Origin of the sequence: Chitinophaga sp., from assembly GCF_036569185.1 — a bacterium.
Lineage (GTDB): Bacteria > Bacteroidota > Bacteroidia > Chitinophagales > Chitinophagaceae > Chitinophaga.
The window spans coordinates 1-21,960 of record NZ_DATCRD010000354.1 but is presented as its reverse complement, the minus strand read 5'-3'; the positions used below and the strand labels follow the sequence as shown (position 1 = coordinate 21,960).

The 21,960-nt window shown below is 46.9% G+C and carries 15 protein-coding genes; 7 read left to right on the top strand and 8 right to left on the bottom strand.

The annotated features are described in order from the left end of the window. Window positions 1-86: 86 nt before the first annotated feature. Complete coding sequence (locus tag VIM72_RS26925) at window positions 87-2,486, bottom strand: 3-hydroxyacyl-CoA dehydrogenase/enoyl-CoA hydratase family protein (RefSeq protein ID WP_332005913.1); 2,400 nt, start codon at window positions 2,484-2,486, stop codon at window positions 87-89. A 441-nt stretch (window positions 2,487-2,927) separates the two neighbouring features. Continuing rightward, on the bottom strand, window positions 2,928-5,066 hold the full coding sequence (gene metG / locus VIM72_RS26920) for a methionine--tRNA ligase (protein ID WP_332005912.1): 2,139 nt from the start codon (window positions 5,064-5,066) through the stop codon (window positions 2,928-2,930). Between the two features lie 156 nt (window positions 5,067-5,222). On the opposite strand from metG, the gene VIM72_RS26915 reads away from it, so the two are divergent. Beyond that, window positions 5,223-6,110: an LD-carboxypeptidase gene (locus VIM72_RS26915; protein WP_332005911.1), complete on the top strand. Its 888-nt coding sequence runs from the start codon at window positions 5,223-5,225 to the stop codon at window positions 6,108-6,110. 220 nt (window positions 6,111-6,330) lie between these two features. On the opposite strand, the gene VIM72_RS26910 is transcribed toward VIM72_RS26915, so the two are convergent. Further along, window positions 6,331-7,143, bottom strand: coding sequence for a HesA/MoeB/ThiF family protein (locus tag VIM72_RS26910; protein WP_332005910.1), 813 nt, complete (start codon window positions 7,141-7,143; stop codon window positions 6,331-6,333). 5 nt (window positions 7,144-7,148) lie between these two features. Beyond that, window positions 7,149-8,525 (bottom strand): HAMP domain-containing sensor histidine kinase, encoded by a 1,377-nt coding sequence (locus VIM72_RS26905; RefSeq protein ID WP_332005909.1) that lies wholly within the window; start codon window positions 8,523-8,525, stop codon window positions 7,149-7,151. Between the two features lie 429 nt (window positions 8,526-8,954). On the opposite strand from VIM72_RS26905, the gene VIM72_RS26900 reads away from it, so the two are divergent. Continuing rightward, window positions 8,955-9,506 carry a YqgE/AlgH family protein gene (locus VIM72_RS26900; RefSeq protein ID WP_332005908.1) on the top strand — a complete coding sequence of 184 codons (552 nt, stop codon included), beginning with the start codon at window positions 8,955-8,957 and terminating at the stop codon, window positions 9,504-9,506. Window positions 9,507-10,003: 497 nt separating this feature from the next. On the opposite strand, the gene atpC is transcribed toward VIM72_RS26900, so the two are convergent. Beyond that, on the bottom strand, window positions 10,004-10,312 hold the full coding sequence (gene atpC / locus VIM72_RS26895) for an ATP synthase F1 subunit epsilon (protein ID WP_332005907.1): 309 nt from the start codon (window positions 10,310-10,312) through the stop codon (window positions 10,004-10,006). Window positions 10,313-10,320: 8 nt separating this feature from the next. After that, complete coding sequence (atpD, locus tag VIM72_RS26890; protein ID WP_332005906.1) at window positions 10,321-11,823, bottom strand: F0F1 ATP synthase subunit beta; 1,503 nt, start codon at window positions 11,821-11,823, stop codon at window positions 10,321-10,323. 340 nt (window positions 11,824-12,163) lie between these two features. Between atpD and VIM72_RS26885 the strand changes: the two genes are divergently transcribed. Together VIM72_RS26885 and VIM72_RS26880 are read left to right on the top strand one after the other, a co-directional pair. Then, window positions 12,164-13,390, top strand: coding sequence for a metallophosphoesterase family protein (locus tag VIM72_RS26885; RefSeq protein WP_332005905.1), 1,227 nt, complete (start codon window positions 12,164-12,166; stop codon window positions 13,388-13,390). 541 nt (window positions 13,391-13,931) lie between these two features. Next, on the top strand, window positions 13,932-15,407 hold the full coding sequence (locus tag VIM72_RS26880) for a DUF6600 domain-containing protein (protein WP_332005904.1): 1,476 nt from the start codon (window positions 13,932-13,934) through the stop codon (window positions 15,405-15,407). Window positions 15,408-15,502: 95 nt separating this feature from the next. On the opposite strand, the gene VIM72_RS26875 is transcribed toward VIM72_RS26880, so the two are convergent. Both VIM72_RS26875 and VIM72_RS26870 read right to left on the bottom strand, forming a co-directional pair. Further along, window positions 15,503-16,015, bottom strand: coding sequence for a GNAT family N-acetyltransferase (locus tag VIM72_RS26875; protein WP_332005903.1), 513 nt, complete (start codon window positions 16,013-16,015; stop codon window positions 15,503-15,505). Between the two features lie 37 nt (window positions 16,016-16,052). Beyond that, window positions 16,053-16,673: a hypothetical protein gene (locus VIM72_RS26870; RefSeq protein ID WP_332005902.1), complete on the bottom strand. Its 621-nt coding sequence runs from the start codon at window positions 16,671-16,673 to the stop codon at window positions 16,053-16,055. Window positions 16,674-16,735: 62 nt separating this feature from the next. On the opposite strand from VIM72_RS26870, the gene VIM72_RS26865 reads away from it, so the two are divergent. From VIM72_RS26865 to VIM72_RS26855, 3 genes are all read left to right on the top strand, one after another. Beyond that, window positions 16,736-17,899, top strand: a complete 1,164-nt coding sequence (locus tag VIM72_RS26865) for a hypothetical protein (RefSeq protein WP_332005901.1) — start codon at window positions 16,736-16,738, stop codon at window positions 17,897-17,899. A 253-nt stretch (window positions 17,900-18,152) separates the two neighbouring features. After that, window positions 18,153-20,279 (top strand): M48 family metallopeptidase, encoded by a 2,127-nt coding sequence (locus VIM72_RS26860; RefSeq protein WP_332005900.1) that lies wholly within the window; start codon window positions 18,153-18,155, stop codon window positions 20,277-20,279. A gap of 77 nt (window positions 20,280-20,356) precedes the next feature. Then, on the top strand, window positions 20,357-21,960 hold a 1,604-nt coding region (locus VIM72_RS26855; RefSeq protein WP_332005899.1), incomplete at its 3' end, for a DNA polymerase III subunit gamma/tau.

Sequence of the window (21,960 nt, the reverse complement as noted above, 5' to 3'; positions counted from 1 at the left end):
AAAAAGATGAAAATAAAAAGGGAAATGCAGCGAATGATCTTATGGCTAATCTTCACTACATTTCCCATACATTGAAATAACAGTTTTTAATTTCGTACCGGTTTGCCGGTTTTGATCACGCTTTGTAAGCGTTCCAGCGTTTTGCGTTCGCCGCACAAACTCAGGAAGGCTTCCCTTTCGAGATCCAGCAGGTATTGTTCGCTTACAAAAGAAGCTTCCGTAAGATCCCCACCGCACATAACATAAGCCAGTTTATTGGCTACTTTCTGATCATGTTCTGAAATATAGTTACCGAACTTCATGGCGTATACGCCTGCCAGTAAGGCTCCTAAAGCACCGCGGCCCATTACTTTGATATCTGTTCTTTCCACGGGGCGGGTGTATCCTTCGTCGGCCAGCGCTATCACACTGCGTTTGGCGTCGGCAATGAGGCGACTGAGGTTCATGGTTACTTCATCATGTCCTTTTTTCAGTACGCCCATATCAAATCCTTCAAAACCGGAGGTGGCCACTTTAGCGGTGGCAACGGTCATGAAATAATCTTTCAGTGGCTCTTCTTCAATGCGGCCTTCCTTGAATTCCAGGCTGGCGCGAAGCGTCATTTCCTTGGTGCCGCCGCCGCCAGGGATCAGGCCCACGCCCAGTTCTACCAGTCCTATATAGGTTTCGGCTGCTGCCTGTACTTTATCGGCATGCAGGCACATTTCACAACCACCACCCAACGTAAGCGCATGTGGCGCCACTACTACGGGTACAGAGGAATAACGGAGACGCATAGTGCTGCGCTGGAAAAGGCGAACAGCCATATCCAGCTCATCATATTCCTGTTCTGCCGCCAGCATGAAAATCATACCCACGTTGGCGCCGGCAGAAAAGTTAGTGCCTTCGTTACCTACCACCAATCCGCGGAAGTCTTTCTCAGCGCGGTCTACCGCCTTATTCAAGCCTTCCAGCACTTCTCCGCCGATGGTATTCATTTTTGTTTTCCAGTCGAAACAAACCACGCCATCGCCGATATCTATGAGGCTGCAGGCGCTGTTTTTCCATACCACATTATTGGAGAAGTTTTCCAGGATAATGAACTGTCCTTCTCCGGGTAATGGCTTATAAGCCTGGGTGCTTACATCGTAATATAATTTCTTGCCGTTATCTACTTTGTAGAAGCTGGTGATGCCTTTTGCCAGCATATCTTTTACCCATTGGGCTACGGTGAGCCCTTTGGCTTCAATGAGTTTTACAGATGCTTCCACACCGAGCAGGTCCCAGGTTTCAAACGGACCAATTTCCCAACCAAAACCGGCTTTCATGGCGTCGTCTACTTTATAGAGGTCGTCTGCTATTTCGGGAATGCGATGCGATACGTAAGAAAAAAGGAAGGTGTGGAATTGCTGATAGAATTCGCCGGCCTTGTCCGAAGCTCCTGCCAGCGCTTTGATGCGTTGTTTCAGGTCTTCAATGGGTTTGGCTGCATCAATGCTGGAAAACTTTGCCCGTTGCTTTGGCCCGTATTCCATCGTTTGCAGGTTCAGCGTAAGGATTTCCTTGCTGCCGCCTTCACCTTTGGTTTTCTTATAAAATCCCTGGCCTGTTTTATCTCCCAGCCAGTTGTTTTCCACTACTTTCTGGAGGAAAGGTGGTATTTTAAAGATCCCGATGGCTTCATCCTGCGGGCAGTTTTCCATCACGCCTTTGGCTACTTTCACCAGGGTATCTATCCCTACCACATCGGCGGTACGGAAGGTGGCGGATTTGGGGCGACCTATTACCGGGCCGGTGAGCGCATCAATTTCATCGATGCCCAGTCCCATTTCCTGCATGATGTGAAAGATGGCCATGATAGAGAACACGCCTACCCTGTTGGCGATGAATGCCGGGGTATCTTTACATAGTACAGTTGTTTTTCCGAGGAAAAGATCGCCGTAGTGCATGAGGAAATCAATGACGGCAGGATCTGTATGTGGTGTTGGAATTATTTCGAGTAAACGGAGATAACGGGGCGGGTTAAAGAAATGGGTACCGCAAAAATGCTTCTGAAAATCTTCGCTGCGGCCTTCTGTCATCAGGTGGATGGGGATACCGGAAGTGTTGGAAGTGATGAGTGTACCGGGTTTCCGGAATTGCTCCACCTGGGTAAACACGCTTTTCTTTACATCCAGGTTTTCTACCACTACTTCAATGATCCAGTCTACATCCGCCAGGCGCTTCATATCATCAGTAAAGTTGCCTGTTTTAATACGTTTGATCACATCTTTGGTAAAAACGGGCGAAGGGTTGGATTTAACAGCTGCCTGCAGCGCATCGTTCACTATCCGGTTTTTCACGGCCGGATGATCCAGCGACAGGTTCTTTTTCTTTTCCGCCTCATTCAGTTCCTTTGGCGCTATGTCCAGCAGTAACACCTGTACGCCTATACCTGCAAAATGACAGGCGATCCTTGATCCCATTACTCCCGAACCTAAAACGGCTACTTTGTTGATGTGTCTCATTGCTTTGGCTTTTAGCTGTCGGCTTACGCGGAGCTCCCAGCATTTTGTAACTTAAATTTACCGATCCCTGAATTTAGCATTTTTTGGAGTTCCACCATCAGGGCGCACACGATTTCTATAATACTTTTTTGTAAAGACGGATAAAATTGGGGGGAGCTTAACAATTGAGGGAAGCTACATATAGGATCGCCTTCGGCGATGCGGAATTTGTCTTGGAACACTGATTACGCTGATTATACTGATTACCTTGATTTTTGTTCTTTGGATTTTTATAAAGATGAAGGGAGATATATGCAAATAGATCTGCGTATATCTCCCTTATTAATAATGCCTTGCACCCGGTGTACACTTGCTTTACACCTGCAGTATCCCTGCACGGGACATGGTGTTAATGCGGAGGTGAGGTGGACTTGAAGCGGAAACGCTGTACCCCGCAAGGTTTCAGCTTACTCCGCTGCCTGGTTTTACCGCTTCGGCAGGGTTCACGAAAATGAGCTTCCCGTTATCTTCCGCCATGAGGATCATGCCCTGGCTTTCGATGCCGCGCATTTTGCGGGGGGCCAGGTTGGCCACCAGTGTTACCTGTTTACCTACAATATCTTCCGGGCTGAAGTGCATAGCAATACCGGAAACAACAGTACGTTGTTCGGTACCAATATCTACCAGCAGTTTCAGTAATTTATCTGCTTTGGCCACTTTCTCCGCTTGCAGGATGGTGCCTACACGCAGGTCGAGTTTAGCGAAATCATCGTATTGAATTTCGGGTTTTGCAGGGGCAGGCGGTGTTTCCTCTACAGCAGGAGCAGCTGCTGCAGTTGCATCCAGCGCCTGTTTTAAACCGGCATGGAGTTTTTCCACCTGTGCAGTTACCTGTTCATTTTCCACCTGTTTGAACAACAATTCAGGCGGACGCAGGGAGTAGCCCACGCTGAGCAGTTTATCGCTGCCCGCATTATCCCATTCCAGCATACGGTCTACCACCTTCAGCATGTGACAGATCTTTTTGGCCGTAAACGGCAGGAACGGATGAGAGAAGATGGCCAGGTTAGCTGTCATCTGCAATGCGATGTGCAGGCAGATGTCGATACGTCCCTGTAAAAATGGGATATCTTTCTCTTCATACTGCGGGTATTTCGGATGCTGTTCCCCTGTCTTCAGCTTATCAAGTACGCTGGCCAGGATCCAGGGCTCATTCTTCTGAAGGTACTGGTTGCCTTTACGGGCAAATTCAATCACTTCAGACAATGCTTCCCGGAAGCGGTAGGTTTCGATACTGGTTTCTATCTTCTCTTTCGCCAGCGCAAATTCTTTCAGCATTTCCGTATCACCGTCGTTGATAAACTCAGGGTGCAGCGGCGGCACTTTTCCACCGCACAATTTGTGCATCAGCACCATAGCGCGGTTTACGAAGTTGCCAAATACGGCCACCAGCTCATTGTTATTACGATCCTGGAAATCTTTCCAGGTGAAATCGTTATCCTTTGTTTCCGGTGCGGTAGCGCATAATACGTAGCGCAATACATCCTGCTGATCGGGGAAGTCCTGGATATAATCGTTTACCCAAACTGCCCAGTTACGGGAGGTGGACACTTTTTCCCCTTCAATATTCAGGAACTCGTTGGCCGGTACATTATCGGGCAATACAAATCCGCCGTGCGCTTTCAGCATGGCCGGGAAAATGATACAGTGGAAAACGATATTGTCTTTACCAATGAAGTGCACCAGTTTGGTATCGTCTTTACACCAGTAATCCGCCCAGTTCTCGGTCAGTTCCTTTGTAGCGGAGATATAACCGATGGGCGCATCAAACCATACATACAATACTTTTCCTTCTGCATCAGGCAGGGGTACCTTGATGCCCCAGTTACTGTCGCGGGTCATAGCGCGACTTTGCAGCCCGCTGTCCAGCCAGCTTTTGCACTGACCATATACGTTATTCTTCCACTCTTTATGACCGTCGATGATATATTCCTTCAGCCATGGCTCATAATTCTGCAGCGGCATGTACCAGTGTTTGGTTTTCTTTTTCACCAGTGGTGCATTGCTCAGTGCAGAGTGCGGGTTAATGAGTTCATCGGGGCTCAATGTTCTGCCACAGCGCTCGCACTGGTCGCCATAGGCTTTATCGTTACCACAGTTGGGGCAGGTGCCTATAATGTACCTGTCGGCCAGGAACATTTCTTTCTCCGGATCAAAAAACTGTTCGCTTTCTTTTTCTTCAAAAAGGCCATCATTATACATCTTCAGGAAAAAGTCCTGTGAGGTCTGATGGTGTACAGGGGCGCTGGTGCGGGCAAAAATGTCGAAGGAAATGCCCATGGCAGCAAAGCTGTCGCCTATCACTTTATGGTATTTATCTACAACATCCTGGGGGCTTACACCTTCCTTCATTGCTTTGATGGTGATGGGAACTCCGTGCTCATCTGTACCGCAAACAAATTTTACATCTGCTTTCTTTGCGCGTAAATAACGTACGTAAATATCTGCAGGCAGATAGCAGCCGGCAAGGTGTCCGATGTGCACCGGGCCATTGGCATACGGTAACGCCGCAGTTATTAAATATCTATTAAATTTTGCCATATTCTCTTAACGAATGCTTAAATAAACTTTAAATCGATGATTGTTTTTGGAATCACCATAACAATTTATCACCTTAGTCGGCGAAAAAAGAATGAATTTACGCTAACTAATCTGCAAAGGTAAACAAAAGGAACAATGGTAAAAATTCCGCCATATTTGAAAAAAGGCGATCTGATCGGAATTACCTGCTCCAGCAGCAAAATGGATCTGCAGGCGGCGGAGTATGCGCGTGGCGTACTCACTTCCTGGGGCTACCGGGTACATCTCGGTATTACGGTGGGCACCAGCTTTCACAATTTCTCCGCGCCCGATGAGCTGCGGCTGGAAGAGTTGCAGGATATGCTGAATGACCCTGAAATAAAAGCGATAATATTTGGCCGTGGTGGTTATGGCATGGTGTGCATCATAGATAAACTGGATTTCACCCGTTTCCGGAAACATCCCAAATGGCTTTGCGGCTACAGCGATATTACCACGCTGCATGCGCATGTACAGCGGCGCTTTGGTATTGCCACCCTGCATTCCATGATGTGCAGCGGTATTACTCCTGCCACGGTTGATAATGAATATACTGAAAGCCTGGCGGCTGCCTTGCGGGGCAAGGTTTACCGCTATTCCGCACCGGCTCATCCGCTGAACAGGGAAGGAAAAGCCACCGGCATACTGGTGGGCGGTAATTTGTCTATCCTCGCCAACCTTTCAGGTACGCCATCGCAGATCAATACGAAAGGAAAGATCCTGCTGCTGGAAGATATCGGTGAATACCGGTATAATGTAGACCGTATGATGTATAACCTCAAACGCGCCGGCTGGCTTGATCACCTCGCAGGGCTTGTGGTAGGCGCTTTCACAGATGGGCAGGAAACGGATACGCCATTCGGGCAATCCGAGTATGAGATTATCAGTAACCTGGTCCAGGAGTACGATTTCCCCGTTTGCTTTGGGTTCCCCAGCGGGCACCAGGCAGCTAACTATTCGCTTAAACTTGGCGTGAAGCATGAGCTGAAGATAGGCGCCAAAACGGTGTTGGCTGAAGCGAAGTGATCGCCTCCGGCGATTTAAATTGTCTTGGAACGCTGATTACGCTGATTATACTGATTAGTTTGATTTTAGTTTTTAGAAAAATTAAGGGAGATAAAAGCGAATCAGCTTATATCTCCCTTAATCTTTTATAAAAAATCAATAAAAAACAAAATCAAACTAATCAGTATAATCAGCGTAATCCTGCTCCAAGACAATTTCCCCGCCGAAGGCGGGCAACAGGTTAATCCTCCACATCGGGAACGATTTCCAGGCCATATTCTTCTGCGGAGAGGACGCCGGCAGCACGGGTGCTGTCAATCAAAGCGGTATCAGGTTGCAGGTCCTGCACAATGGTTTGGTTATGCAGGTAGTCGATGCCATAGAATTTACCGGCAATCCCCAGCGGAACGCCGATCAGGTATTTGATCACTTCGCAAACGATCTGGGTGCCGAGAGCGCCATGGGTAACGCCGAGCGCGCCTGCATCAAAATTGCGGTATTCTTCCGTGAGTGGCAATGCACAACGGTAAGAAGCGGAGGTAGTACCATCCGGCATGGGCATATTAAAGCCGGCGAACCAGGCCATCCAGTTATGTACTTCCCCGGTAATAAAAGGCTTGTTGTGCACCAGGCAGGCATCGTTGATCACCAGGTGGGTGGGCAAATGCTGGGTACAGTCGATCACAAGGTCAAAACCCACCAGCATCATGTTGATGCTTTCTGGTTTTACCTGCATGAGAATGGGATAATGTTTTGTATACGGGTTGATAGCCCACAAACGGCTGGCAGCCATTTTCGCTTTGTGCTTGCGGATATCCTGCATCTGGTAGATGGGTTGCCGGTGCATGTCTTCATCATTGATCACCCCATAGTCTGCAATACCGATCACTCCTACCCCGCTGGCGCTGAGATATTGAACCACCGGGCTTCCCAGTCCGCCGGCGCCCACCACCAGTACGCGGGCTTCTTTCAGTTTTTCCTGCATGGTGATGCCCAGGCCCGGAACGGCAATAGGATTTTTAAAATGCTGTATTTCTTTTTCGCTCAGTATCATATGCTTTAGCCTTTATCTAATTCCTGTGGAAATTCGAGGGTAAATTTACTGCCTTTGCCTACCACGCTTTCCACTTTAATTTTTCCTTTATGTGCGTCCACAATGGCTTTAACATAAGTGAGCCCTAGGCCGAAACCTTTCACGTTATGTACATTGCCGGTATGTGCGCGGTAAAACTTCTCAAAGATACGTGAAATAGTATCGCGGCTCATACCGATACCGTTGTCGGCGATTACGATGAACAGGCTCTTACGGGTGTTATAGGTCTGAATTCTTATCTCCAGCTGATCATTGGAATATTTGATCGCGTTATCCATCAGGTTGAAGATGAGGTTGGAGAAGTGAACATCATCTGCCATGATAACGGGGTTGATAGCATCCAGCTGGAGGCTTACCGAACCGTTTTTGGCAGCCAGCTGCAGCTGCAGGTTGTTAGCCGTATTTTCAATCACGTGATGCACATCTGTTGCCTGCAGTTTCAGGGCGATTTCATCTTTCTCCAGGAGGGCAGATTGCAGGATGCTTTCCACCTGTTTGTTCATCCGTTTGTTTTCTTCCTTGATGATCCCGGAGAAATACTGGATTTTTTCCGGTTTTGACATGACTTTCTCATTCCTGATGGCATCAATGGCCAGTGAAATAGTAGCCAGTGGTGTTTTCAGTTCGTGGGTCATGTTATTGATAAAGTCGGATTTTATTTCCGAGAGCTTTTTCTGGTTAAGCAGGGTGCGGATGGTAAGCGCAAAGGCGGTGATAATGATCATGGTAAACAGCACCCCGCCGGAGATCATGATCCCTAACTGTTTGGCCACGGAGTCGTCGGCAGGCATTACAATTACAAGCCGTTCCACCCTGGGGCTGAAATCATTCTGTTCCGTAAGGTTGATTACCTGTACTTTATAGTTGTTGATCCTTTTCAGGCTGTCTTCTTCGCTTTTATGATACATCTGCACAAAGCCGGCAGATTGCATCTTGATATTGGCCAGGTCCGATCCGGGCACGATCCCGAGGATGGCGAACTCGAAGTTGGTAGAATCGAGGTGATTTTTCCTCATATTGGACTGGATGCAACGCCTCACTTCCTGTACGGTGAAAAAGTCGCTCACTGCCGGTGGCTGGTAAGGCACGCGGTTAATATCCAGGTTGAATCCTTTGGTGCTGGGGGGCTCTTTGGCATCCAGCTTAAACATCACTGCAGCCTGACGGCGGTACATCATATCGTTGTACACATCATTGGTCATGTTGATAGCGCGCTGAAAAAGCTGTTCCTGTTTGATAAGAACGGCACTCCTGATCCAACTGACCTGGATATAGATAATGCCGAGCAGCGACAGTGTGATCAGGACGACGATAACGGGGAAAATCTTCTTCAGTGGTATCATGTAAGTTTTATCAGGCTTTAATTATCTCAAAGATAAGCGCATAGAAATATTAAAATATGTTAAAAAAGATGTTTGCTATAGCAACTATGATACAAAATTCCAGAGCGGATCCTGCCTCTGTGCGTAATCTCCGCAATACAATATCACTTTAACGTAATTTTAACTGGGTGTTGCTGATTTTATTAATGCTTCTTTCCTTACCTTTGCTTCAGAATCTGGTACTAAATTTGATTAGTTAAGGATCATAACAAAGTAATTAAACTTTCTACATACATCGATGTGGATTCGTTCCATAAGCGATTTAGATTTTGGTTGATAAAATGGTAAGGAGGTTTTCTAGCCTCCTTTTTTTATTTTCCCCACTTTTTCTTTTTTCTTTACTATTCAATCATTTAGTTAAATTTGAACAGGCTATAAAATTGTTTGTCTATGGTAACTTTGTCGCCCGGCATTTTGCTGATAGCTGATCCATTTTTGAAAGATCCGAATTTTGCGCGCACGGTAGTACTTCTTTGTGAATACCAGGAAAAAGGCAGTTTTGGTTTTGTGATCAACAAGTTGTTTGATCAAACGCTTAGTGATCTTGTGCCAGAGGTATTGATCAATAATATTCCTGTTTACTATGGCGGTCCTGTACAGATGGATACCATTCATTTTGTGCACCGGCATCCGGAGCTGATCAGCGGCGGGCAGGAGATATTGCCTGGTGTGTTCTGGGGAGGTAAATTTGACCAGGTGGTGGATGCCATCAATAAGGGCTTACTGGAGCCTAACAGGGTGAAATTCTTTATTGGTTATTCCGGCTGGACTGAGGGGCAGCTGGATGAGGAGGTGAAGGATAAATCCTGGATATTGTCAGATACCGATACTTCACTGATATTTGAGCGCAGGGAGCAGCAAATATGGCAGCAATCCCTTAAAAATCTTGGCAGTACCTTTGCCATGATGGCAAACTACCCAATTGATCCTTCCTTAAATTAGCGGTAATATTCTGAAAAAGAACAACATCGGCCGGGCCTGTTATTTAAAGTGGAAAATGAACAGGATGAATGCTGTTTATTTAAAACAAATTAAATATCTTGCTAAAGTAATTGGTAGGTAAAACCAGCTACATAGCCCGTTTTCAGGTAAGTAAAATAACCGATAAGATACACCTATGAAGGCAAAACCCATGAAATTTTTTGCTCCTTCTGTAGACCGATACCAGAATTTTACCTGATCACTAACTGATTATCGTCAAAGGCATATTCATTAGGTAATATATACAGCCTTGATAGGGTTGTCTATTGATGTACATGTAGTTACTGCGGATATCTCGTATAGCCGTACCGGTAATGTATTGTACATAATGAATAGAGAGGAAATCCCGGTGGGCAATCCTGTCCATCACCGGGTCATCTAAGATTGGAATAGTTAGGACAAAACGAAGGCCGGGTATTCTTACCCGGCCCGGTTATTATATTTTTTGCTGGTATGCTTTATTTTTCCACTGCTACAGCGCCTTCTACGAGTACGGTAGCCTTATTGCGCAACACTTCCACGAATCCGCCGCTGATGGTAAAAAACTCGGAGTGAGCTTTATCTTTCAGCACTTTCATTTTACCATTTCCGAGGGCTGCAATTAATGGCGCATGTTTATCCAGTATTTCAAAAGAACCGTCAATGCCCGGCAGCTGTACTCCGTACACTTCTCCGGCATATATTTTTCTTTCAGGTGTTAATACTTCTAATAGCATGTTATGATCGTAAATGGTGAAGGGTAATGACCCCGGCAGTACCGGGATCATTGACTTAATTAGTTATTGGCTGCTTCCAGTAATTTCTTACCTTTTTCGATAGCTGCTTCGATGTTACCAACCAGGTTGAAGGCTGCTTCCGGATACTCATCTACTTCACCGTCCATGATCATGTTAAAGCCACGGATGGTTTCTTCGATAGGCACCAGTACACCTTTCAGACCGGTAAACTGTTCTGCTACGTGGAAAGGCTGTGACAGGAAACGTTGTACACGACGTGCACGGGATACTGTCAGCTTATCTTCGTCGCTCAGTTCATCCAGACCAAGGATGGCGATGATATCCTGGAGCTCTTTATAGCGTTGCAGGATCATTTTCACACGTTGTGCGCAGTTATAGTGAGCTTCACCTACGATAGCAGGTGTGAGGATACGGGAGGTAGAGTCCAGCGGGCTCACAGCAGGGTAGATACCAAGATCGGAGATTTTACGATCCAATACGGTGGTAGCATCCAGGTGGGAGAAGGTAGTTGCCGGAGCCGGATCCGTTAAGTCATCCGCAGGTACGTAAACGGCCTGTACGGAAGTGATGGAACCATTCTTAGTGGAGGTGATACGTTCCTGCATCAGACCCATTTCAGTAGCCAGGGTTGGCTGGTAACCCACCGCAGAAGGCATACGGCCTAACAGTGCGGATACTTCAGAACCTGCCTGAGTGAAACGGAAGATGTTATCTACGAAGAAGAGGATATCTCTACCACCACCTGCAGAACCATCTCCATCACGGAAATATTCTGCCAGTGTTAAACCGGACAGGGCAACACGCGCACGGGCTCCCGGTGGTTCGTTCATCTGGCCAAACACAAACGTAGCCTGTGATTGTTTCAGTAATTCTTTATCAACAGCGGTAACATCCCAGTCGCCGTGTTCCATTGATTCTTTAAACTTATCACCGTATTTAACGATGTTTGCTTCGATCATTTCGCGCATCAGATCATTCCCTTCACGGGTACGTTCACCTACACCGGCGAATACGGACAAACCTTCGTAACCTTTTGCGATATTGTTGATCAGTTCCTGGATCAATACTGTTTTACCCACACCGGCACCACCGAACAAACCGATCTTACCACCTTTTGCATATGGTTCGATGAGGTCGATTACCTTGATACCAGTGAACAGTACTTCTGTTTCAGTAGCGAGATCCTCAAATTTAGGCGGTTCACGGTGGATGGGATAACCGTTTGAAGCATCGATATCACCCAAGCCGTCAATTGCTTCACCTACCACATTGAACAAACGTCCTTTAACCTGGTCGCCAATTGGCATTTTAATAGGCGCGCCTTTATCAACTACGGTCATGCCACGAACCATACCGTCTGTGGAGTCCATCGCCACTGTACGAACACTGTCTTCACCCAGGTGCTGCTGTACTTCCAATACTACTTTCTGACCATTTTCGCGGGTAATTTCCAATGCGCTGTAGATTTCGGGCAATTTGTCATCAAAGTGCACGTCCACCACGGGACCGATTATTTGTTTGATCTTACCTGTGTTAGGCATATTTTTAAAGAGGTTTATAAAAATACTAAAATGTAATAGTTTAAAAACGGCAGCAATTTATAGCGTACAGTTCCCAAATTTGCCGCAAAGGTAAGAGTTAATGGATGAAAATCAAAACGCTAACGACGAAAAAAAACCTTTTCCCACCGCATTTTTCGCCTATTTTATCATTAGCAAAGTTTTATCTCCCGGCAATGCAAAGCGGAGTCTGTCAAATTATATTTTTTCATTATTCATAAATAACGTGAAGCTACGGGCGCCATTCATATAAAAATAGCTTCCTTTTCTTAATTCCTTTGCTATTTTTAATCGCTATCCTGATATATACAATATAATAAATATGATAAAATCAAACAGTGAACAATCCAGGAGATCATTCCTTGGCAACCTTTCCAAAGCAGGATTACTGGGCATTTCCGGCATTGTACCGGCCGCGGCCAAAGCTGGCATAGTACCGGAAACTGCCCCCACAGCAGCACCTGAACATGCCTTCCTGTGTAAACCTTACCTTCAATATCCAGGCCCGCATACCATTTCAGTGATGTGGCTTACCAGCCGCCCCTGCTACAGCTGGGTGGAATACGGAACAGGCGGGCAGCTCGATAAAAAAGCCCACCGGGTCACGAACGGGCTGGTAGATGCCAATAACCGCCTGCACCGCATAGAACTGGACCAGCTGGAGCCAGGTAAAAAATACAGCTACAAGGTGTGCTCAAAAGATATTGTGTCGTTTGAGCCTTATAAACTCACCTATGGCGATACCATAGAAAGCGCTACCTATACCTTTACAGCGCCTGATCCACAGAAAAAGGAAGTGTCCTGGGTGATCATTAACGATATCCATGACCGCCCGGCTTCCATTCCCCACCTGATGAAGCTGAATGGCGATGATCCTTATGATTTCGTGTTTTTTAACGGGGATGTATTCGATTACCAGTCGGATGAGCAACAGATCATTGACCATATGCTCACCCCCTGCGGCGATACCTTTTCCACACAAACGCCGTTCATGTATGTACGCGGCAACCACGAAACCCGCGGGAAATACGCCAGGGAATGGCATCAGTACTTCGACAATCCCGGCCATAATAATTATTTCACCTTTAACATAGGCCCTGTATCAGCCATTGTGCTGGATACGGGAGAAGATAAAGAAGATGAACACCCTGTATATGCCGGCATCGTTGATTTTGACGCCTACCGTGAGCAACAGGCCCGCTGGCTGGAGCAGCAACTGCAAAGCCCTGCTTTCAGAAAGGCAAAGCATAAAGTTGTGATGATGCATATTCCGCATTACCACTCCGGCGACTGGCATGGTGTGAAGCATTGCCGTGAGCTGTTTGGCGGCCTGTTTAACAAACATAAAATTGATATTCTTATTTGCGGGCATACCCACAAATACGGCGTGTATGCGCCTGTAAAAGGGGAACATGAGTACCCGCTTATTATTGGCGGCGGCCCTAAAGATGGTTATCGTACACTGATAAAAATAAAAGCCGATCAGCAGAAACTGGTGCTCACCATGCTGAAAGACGACGGCACTAAAGTGGGTGAATACACCGTGTAAGTACAAAATGCCGGGGCTTTCACCCCGGCATTTTATTTACTCCCGCTTATTAATTCTTCTGCGCTACATCTTCCCAAACAAAAATCGTTTCGTCCCAATTCCTTTCCCCTTCTGCTTTTCTCACAGATGCACCTTCTATTCTGCACCGGAAATGTCCTTATAAAAACATACCAAATACAACGACTGCACAGCGGAATTTCCAGTTAAAGAACAGATATGCATCAATGCAACCGATGGAATATTACAGGAATATTTTATTATTCCGTACGTGCTTCTCTTATCCGCTGGAATGCAAGCTCTTACAGCGGTTGCGAATTTGGAATCATTTTTGTCTTACTGTATATATAGCGCTGTAACTGCAGCAAAGCGTTATAAAAATTTTAACATAATCCTTTAACAATTTAAAATGATTCCGCCTTCTAATACTTTTTGACAAACCATTTAAAAATGCTTGTTGATATAAAGACAATCTTTACAAAGCATTCATTACATCTCCAGGGTCTTACAAAAACAACACCTACAGGACTAAAAAACAGGAGTTATGAACATTTTATTAAAACATACAGGAATATCACTTTTATTTTTGGGCTTTTTCGTCAGCAGCTGTGCATCTACATATGCACCTGCATACGATGATCAATATGGCTCTTCCTATGCCAGCGGACCGCAGGTACAGGTGAGCGGATCTATTTCTTTTTACGACGAACTGAGTCCTTATGGCCGATGGGTAAGCTACCCCGGGTACGACAGGGTGTGGATCCCTAATGCAGGCCCGGATTTCAGGCCTTATTATACAAACGGACACTGGGTATACACCGATTACGGCTGGACCTGGGCATCTGATTTCGCATGGGGTTGGGCAGCGTTCCACTATGGCCGTTGGTTATATGACGACTTCCAGGGATGGATGTGGGTACCAGGATACGACTGGGGCCCGGCATGGGTGAGCTGGAGAACCGGCGGCGACTACTATGGATGGGCGCCAATGGGGCCACAGTATACCTATAATGCACCGGCCAGTTACTGGGCGTTTGTACCAAGGCAGTACATTAACAGTCCGCGGATTAACAACTACTACGTTAACAACAGCAGGAACGTGACTATTATTAACAACACCACTGTTATCAATAACACCAATAATTACGGCGGAAGAAGGGTATATGCAGGTCCGAGCGCCAATGAGGTACAACGTTATTCAGGCCAGGCAATACGCCCTGTGAGAGTGGAAAACACCAGCAGACCAATCGGTGGCAGGGTTGAAAATAACCAGTTACGGATTTACCGCCCGGATGCCGCGGCCATCCAGAGAGGACGTGAAGTGGACCGTACAAGACCAGTGCAATCCGTTATTAATAACAACGACCGGCCCGGCCGTGTTACACCCGGAAATACGGCTCCTCAGCCAGGCAACATTAATAACGGTGGTAACAGGGTACGCCCTGGTGAAGTGAACCAACCGGTTAATAACAATAACGGGAATAATTTCCCGGGCAATAATAGCGGAAGGGTAAGAACAGGTACCACACAACCTGTGAACCCCGCCAATAACAACAATAACCCGGGCAACTTTAACAGGCCGTCGAGGATAACGCCAGACAGAACTGCAGAACAGCAACAGATACAACAGCAGCAACAGCAACAGAGGATTCAGCAACAGCAGCTGGAGCAACAGCAAAGAGTTCAGAGAGAACAACAGCAACAACAACAGAGGGTTCAGCAACAACAACAGATACAACAACAGCAACAGCAAAGAGTTCAAAGAGAACAACAACAGCAACAACAAAGGATACAACAGCAACAGCAGCAGCAACAACAGCAACAGCAACAGCAACAGCAAAGGGTACAGAGAGAACAGCAGCAGCAACAGCAAAGGATACAACAGCAACAACAGCAGCAGCAACAACAACAAAGGGTAAGGGAGCAGCAACAGCAACAACAACAGCAGAGGATACAGCAGCAGCAGCAGCAAAGACCACAGGAAAGACAACAGGGTGACCGTCCTTCCCGTGTAGGATAAACCACCCGCGGATATAGAAGAAAGTACGGATGATTACAACGGCAAAGATGTTTGTGAGATTACATCATTAATGCCTTGTATGTTATCCGTACTTTTTATTTGTTATAAACGTATTTGTATAATCTGTCCCTTACCGTTTGAAAAGTAGCTGTGCCGGTGGCCAATCCCTTCTGCATCAGGCGCAGTTCCAGCGGTGGATATTGGGGATAATAAGGAGGCTGGTGATAGGGCTCTGCAAATGCCTGGTAACCGAGCCGCTCATAAAAAACAATTCTACGTATAGCCTGCTCCGTTACAGGCGGTTCCACTTCCAGTACAATTCCTCCAAGTTTATCTTCCATCTGCAGCATTACCTGTGTACCGGCTCCGCCGCCCCTTGCACCGGGATGAATGGCAAAATGTTCTATAAAACTGAACCCGGGAAGACGCCAGAAAAATATAAAGCCGGCAAATGTATCGTCGTTTTCAATACGCAGTAACTGTAACTTTCCGGATACCATCAGCATCAGTTGCTGATCCCAGGGCCTTCTCTCCTCTTCGGGGAAAGCTTCTTCATATAAATCCTTTATCGCTTCATGGGCGATGGTAGTAGGTATTAGCCGGATCATGCAGCGAAGTTACTGATTATCCGTGTGGTGCAGCTGCTTATTCCGCGTCATTCTTTACAGACGGTACACATTCATAAGGATCAGGATTGCCGGCAGGAGCAGGCTTATCGGCTGCCCAGCAAAAGTTCATAGCCTGGCTGGTAATGCTCACCAGCTTTACAGCTACCTTACTGCCTTTGCGGCTGTTGGAAGCTGCAATGCTACGGGTGCCCTTCTCAGGGATATTACTGATAGTATATCGTTCTGTTTTAAAAACTTCATTGTTGTTGCGCATATAGGCTACACTCACCACCACATTATCGAGTGCATATTCCGTTTGATTTCTTACAATAATATCCAGATCTTTTATACCTCCGAGTAACCCGGTACGGTAATCGCCGGCGGTAACGGCAATAAATTGCTGCCAGTTCCGGCGGTAATAGGCCCGGCGCTCAATAAACTGGCCGGCTACCCGCTGCCGGAGCTCCTGGTGGTTGGTAATTTGCCGGGACACGGCCCCCGACTGGTCAAGGCTTTTACGTAGATCCCGGTTCTCGTTCCACAGGCGCTGGTTTTCAGACAGCACCTTACGTACATAACGTTGCTGCTGGCAGTACCCCAGGCTGAACACCACGGTAAGCAATAACAGGATGGCGGGATAAACATAGCTTCTTTTCATACCGGGGAAAAGAGAAAAAATAATGCCAATGCATTTTTATTACATTTGTACAAATGGTTTCAATGCAATTGATTATTGTAAATGACGAACAGACGGCCCGGCAATTTCTCGACGTGCATGTGGAATTAAACAAGAAGGTGCCTGGTTGGATAAGGCCGCTGGACAAGGATATTAACAGTGTTTTTGATCCTGAAAAGAACAAGGCATTCCGGCATGGCGAATGCACCAGATGGATTTTAAAAGATGACAAAGGCAGGTTAGCCGGCAGGATCGCCGCTTTTGTTAATAAGAAATATAAGACGAAGGGAGACGAATGCCCGGTAGGTGGCGTGGGGTTCTTTGATTGTATAGATCAGCAGGAAGCCGCCAACCTGCTTTTTGATACCGCCAGGCAGTGGCTGCAGGAAAGGGGAATGGGCGCCATGGATGGCCCTATTAATTTCGGGGAACGGAACAACTGGTGGGGGCTGCTCACAGAAGGCTTTCACGAGCCGTTATATTGTATGAACTTCAATCCTCCTTACTATGTGCGTTTATTTGAGGAGTACGGCTTCAGGCTTTTCTTCAACCAGATCTGCTACGGAATGAAGGTAAGCGACCAGCTGCAACCGAAATTTTTCAGCCGGCATGCTGCCATTGCAGCTGATCCCGCGTTCAAAGCTGTGCATATCCGCAAAAATGAATTGGCGCGCTTTGCAGAAGCCTTTAGTATTGTGTACAACAAGGCATGGGCACAGCATATGGGAGGTAAGGATATGGCAAAAGGGCAGGCTTTGGCATTGTTTAAACAGATGAAGCCCCTGCTGGATGAAAAAATTGCCTGGTTTGTTTACCATAATGAAGATCCCATTGCCATCTGGCTGAACCTGCCGGATCTGAACCAGTATATTAAGCATATGAACGGCAAGTTTGGCTTATTACAAAAGCTGAAATTCCTGTGGTTGAAACAAACGGGCTACTGCAAAAAAATGGTGGGGATCATATTTGGTATCGTTCCTGAATTCCAGGGCAAAGGTGTAGACGCCTTTATGATTGTGGAAGGTGCAAAATTAATACAGGGAGGGAAGTCGAATTACGAAGAATATGAAATGCAATGGGTGGGTGATTTTAACCCTAGAATGCAGAATGTAGCGGAAAGCCTTGGCGCTGTTCCTACCCGCAGGCTGGTCACCTATCGCTATTTATTTGACCGTACAGCTCCCTATAAAAGACACCCGATACTCTGACAGGAAAAATAAATGTATTATTAACAATAAAAAGTGCGCTGGCTTCAGGTAACCAGTGCACTTTTCGGGCCGTGTGGATAATATATCAGCCATGTATAACACTGAAAGTAATTGCTGTTGATCCGTTACAGCAGGGATTAAATATCCCCCATATTAGTATATGATAGCTATTGGCAGATGAATAATTTTATGATATTATCTACATTTAAATCCCTTTTGCCGTTACGATCGTATCTAACCTGATGATTTTGTTATGACCAACTTATATCCTGAGTGCCCTGATAATGCGGATCTGGCACTTATTGAGCCTACGTTATTATTCAGGCAACAAGTAATGAAAGCCATCAGCTACGTTGTGTTGTTCTTTATTCTTTACGTGGTGCTATTATTTGCAGCCATTGCCCTGGCTATCGCCTGTATCTGGGGAGGGATCATGTTATTCCACACTTATCCGGCCTGGAGTACAGGCATCACCGGGCTCAGTTTTATTTTACTGGGTAGCATGGTTTTGTTTTTTCTTATAAAATTCCTGTTTAATAAGCGGCCTGCAGTTAATCCTTACCGTACACAGATCTTCCCGGATCATCATCCCCGTTTATTTGATTTTATTACGCAGCTGGTAAAAGATACGCGCATCAGTTTTCCCAAAAAAATATTCATTGTACCTGACATGAATACCGCGGTATTTTATCATCCGAGCTTCCTGAGTTTATTCTGGCCTGCCGGGAAAAACCTGGAAATTGGTTTAGGATTGATCAACAGTGTAAATGTGAGTGAGTTCAAAATGCTGCTGGCTTATGAATTTGCGCATTTTTCTCAACGTAGTATGAAACTTGGCAGCTATATCTATGCGCTGAACAAGATGCTGTATAACATGCTGTATGAAAATGACCGCTGGAATGAAATGGAAGTACGCTGGAGCAGGGGCAGCAGCCTGCTAAGTTTTTTTGCGCATATCACTACAAGAATCCTGAACGGAATGCAATATGTGTTGCGGAAAATATATGCTGTTATTAACCGGCAGTACCTGGTGCTGAGCCGGGAAATGGAGCATTATGCAGATACTGTAGCGGTAGGCCTTACCAGTACAGAAACGGCGGTGAGCGGTTTGCGACGGCAGGAAATGGGCGGTTATTGCCTGGATCATTGCTTTCATAAATTACCGGACCTTGCAGAAAGGGCCCTCCGTTTTTCGAATATTTTTATGACACAGCGTGCCATGATCCGGTATCACGCCACCCAGAACCACCTGGCATTGGATACCGCCGGGCTGCCGGTTATTACCGACAATTATTTCCAGACATTTCTTAAAAGCCGGGTACAGCTGCGGGAACAATGGACCTCGCATATTTCCCGGGAAGCGCGGGAAGCCCATTATCTGGCAGCAGCCGTGCAGTGCAAACCTGTTAGCATTAGCGCCTGGAACCTGTTTAACGAGCCGGAAAGTATACAGGAGCATATGACTTCGCTGGTATACAATTTTACGACGCATGCCGGCGAAGCGCCATTTACCGAAATGACGCCCGGGGCTTATATTGAGGAGCTTTCCCATCGCCACCGGTTATACGAATATCCTAAAGCATTTAATGACTACTACGACAACCGGCCATTTGCCGGCATTAACGGGGAGTTTACCCGGCTGCTTACCCAGGAGGAAATAAAGGCAGGCAGCTTACAGGACCTCTATCATCCTGAAAATATTGCAAGGATGCGGGCTTTTTACCGCGATCGCCAGGATGCGGAAACCCTGCAGGCCATCAGCAGTGGCCAGTTCCAGACGAGTTATTTTGAATTTGACGGGCAAAAATACAGTGCAGCCCGTGCCAGGCAGCTGGCCCGGATGTTATCAGCACATGTTGCCGCCGAAGAAATATGGCTTCAACAACACGACCAGCGGGCCTTTCAATATCATTACAGCATAGCCATGCAACGCAGTCCCGCTACGGCCGTTCTGCTGATGGAAAAATACACACAGATCCTGCAGTACCAGCAAACCGGCCACCAGTTGAATGAACAGGTGATCCGGATCATTCATTGTATCAGCCTGTTGTTTAATTCCGGCGCGGAAGGAATGGAATCGTTGCAGGCACTGTTTGATGAATTGTCGGCCGGGTGCCGGGGCTTCCGGATGATTATGGAAACCCTGCAACAGGAGAAGCTGTTTCTGAATTTCCCGGAAGATATGGAAGAAAGATTAAAGCGATTCAATGAGCACGATTGCTCTTTTGTACAGGATATGGTGCCGGACTATGTAGCCATCCAGGAATTACATGAAATCAGTTCCGCTACAATGGAACATTTTAGCAACAGCATCATATTACTAAAAAAGGCATATCTGGAATTCATTTTATCATTGGAACCGGGGAATAACACCCGTTAAAGCGCCATTACTGCTGCGCATTTTTCTCTTACTGAATTTGTGCGTATTTTCGGCGCTCGCGAAAGCGTAGCACTCATATGGAGAATTTTATCGTTTCAGCCCGTAAATACCGTCCACAAAACTTTTCAACAGTAGTTGGACAAGCACATATTACCACCACGCTCAAAAATGCCATCCGCAATAAACAGCTGGCGCATGCCTTCCTTTTTTGCGGGCCGCGTGGGGTAGGAAAAACCACTTGTGCCCGCATCCTGGCTAAAACCATTAACTGCGAAAACCTGCAGCCGGATGGGGAAGCCTGTAATGAGTGTCATTCCTGCAAATCGTTTAACGAGGGCAGCTCATTCAACATTCATGAACTGGATGCTGCCTCCAACAACTCCGTAGATGATATCCGCACCCTGGTGGAACAGGTGCGCTTTGCACCGCAGGCAGGAAAATACAAGATCTATATCATAGATGAGGTACACATGCTCAGTTCCTCGGCCTTCAATGCCTTTCTTAAAACCCTGGAGGAACCGCCTTCCTATGCGATCTTCATCCTGGCCACTACGGAAAAGCACAAAATATTGCCGACCATCCTGAGCCGTTGCCAGATCTTCGACTTCAAACGTATTACCATACAGGATACAGTAGATCATTTGCAGGAGATATGCAACAAAGAACATATCCAGGCAGAAACCGATGCCCTCCACCTGGTAGCGCAAAAAACCGATGGGTGTATGCGCGACTCCTTAAGCACGCTGGATAAGATCGTAAGCTTTACCAGCGGTCATCTTACCTACCAGAATACGCTGGAGCACCTTAACATCCTTGATTACGATTATTTTTTCCGGGTAATGGCTTCTGTGCTGCAACAGGATGTAGCCAATGCCCTGCTTATATTTGATGAAATTCTACAGAAGGGTTTTGAAGGAGATAATTTCCTGAACGGATGGGCGGAGTTTTTGCGTAACCTGTTGTTATGTAAAGAAGATAAGGCCCTTCATCTCGTAGAGGTTTCCGGTAACCTGAAAGAGCGTTATAAACAGCTGTCGGGCCAGGTAAGTCCTGCTTACCTGATCACCGCCCTGCACCTGCTGAACGAAACCGAGATCAATTACCGCATGGCGCGTAACAAGCGTTTGCATGTAGAGATGGCACTGATCAGGCTGTGCTTCCTGCAACAGGCAGTAACGCTGGTGAGTGACGACAGTAACGGGGAGGTGTCAAAAAAAAAGCTGGTAGCTGATGGTTCTCCGCCGCAAAAGCTGCGGGCGCCTGCCGCCCAGCCGGTAACCGCCAAAACTATTACTGGTACCCCTGCCACTACAGAAAGTATTGCAGCGGGCCCCCGTTTGACTGTAGATATACCGGTGGCAGCGCCGGTACCAAAAACACCGGTGCAGACAGTGCAGTCTCCGTCAATTCAAACGGCACCGGTACAAACAATGCCGGTTCAGGCAGCACCGGTGCAGACCGCGCCGGTGCAGACCACGCCGGTTGCCCAAACCCCACCGCCACCATCTTCAACGCCTTCTCCCAACGGAAATACCGGAGTGGCCCATACGCCTGCTGCGGCTGCGGCACCTGCAGCCCACACGCCTGTTACCAGTTCACCGGGGGCAGCTACTGCCGCAGCTACGGCTCCTGTGGCTTCCCCTGCTGCCGGGCCCGCTGGTACAGCAGCCGCCCCTGCGCC

What these genes read in the sequence shown, in the direction of transcription:
- metG (WP_332005912.1), bottom strand. Translation starts at nt 5,066, where the DNA reads ATGGCAAAATTTAATAGATATTTAATAACTGCGGCGTTACCGTATGCC.
- atpC (WP_332005907.1), bottom strand. Translation starts at nt 10,312, where the DNA reads ATGATCCCGGTACTGCCGGGGTCATTACCCTTCACCATTTACGATCAT.
- VIM72_RS26925 (WP_332005913.1), bottom strand. Translation starts at nt 2,486, where the DNA reads ATGAGACACATCAACAAAGTAGCCGTTTTAGGTTCGGGAGTAATGGGA.
- VIM72_RS26865 (WP_332005901.1), top strand. Translation starts at nt 16,736, where the DNA reads ATGCAATTGATTATTGTAAATGACGAACAGACGGCCCGGCAATTTCTC.
- VIM72_RS26860 (WP_332005900.1), top strand. Translation starts at nt 18,153, where the DNA reads ATGACCAACTTATATCCTGAGTGCCCTGATAATGCGGATCTGGCACTT.
- VIM72_RS26875 (WP_332005903.1), bottom strand. Translation starts at nt 16,015, where the DNA reads ATGATCCGGCTAATACCTACTACCATCGCCCATGAAGCGATAAAGGAT.
- VIM72_RS26870 (WP_332005902.1), bottom strand. Translation starts at nt 16,673, where the DNA reads ATGAAAAGAAGCTATGTTTATCCCGCCATCCTGTTATTGCTTACCGTG.
- VIM72_RS26880 (WP_332005904.1), top strand. Translation starts at nt 13,932, where the DNA reads ATGAACATTTTATTAAAACATACAGGAATATCACTTTTATTTTTGGGC.
- VIM72_RS26910 (WP_332005910.1), bottom strand. Translation starts at nt 7,143, where the DNA reads ATGATACTGAGCGAAAAAGAAATACAGCATTTTAAAAATCCTATTGCC.
- atpD (WP_332005906.1), bottom strand. Translation starts at nt 11,823, where the DNA reads ATGCCTAACACAGGTAAGATCAAACAAATAATCGGTCCCGTGGTGGAC.
- VIM72_RS26885 (WP_332005905.1), top strand. Translation starts at nt 12,164, where the DNA reads ATGATAAAATCAAACAGTGAACAATCCAGGAGATCATTCCTTGGCAAC.
- VIM72_RS26900 (WP_332005908.1), top strand. Translation starts at nt 8,955, where the DNA reads ATGGTAACTTTGTCGCCCGGCATTTTGCTGATAGCTGATCCATTTTTG.
- VIM72_RS26905 (WP_332005909.1), bottom strand. Translation starts at nt 8,525, where the DNA reads ATGATACCACTGAAGAAGATTTTCCCCGTTATCGTCGTCCTGATCACA.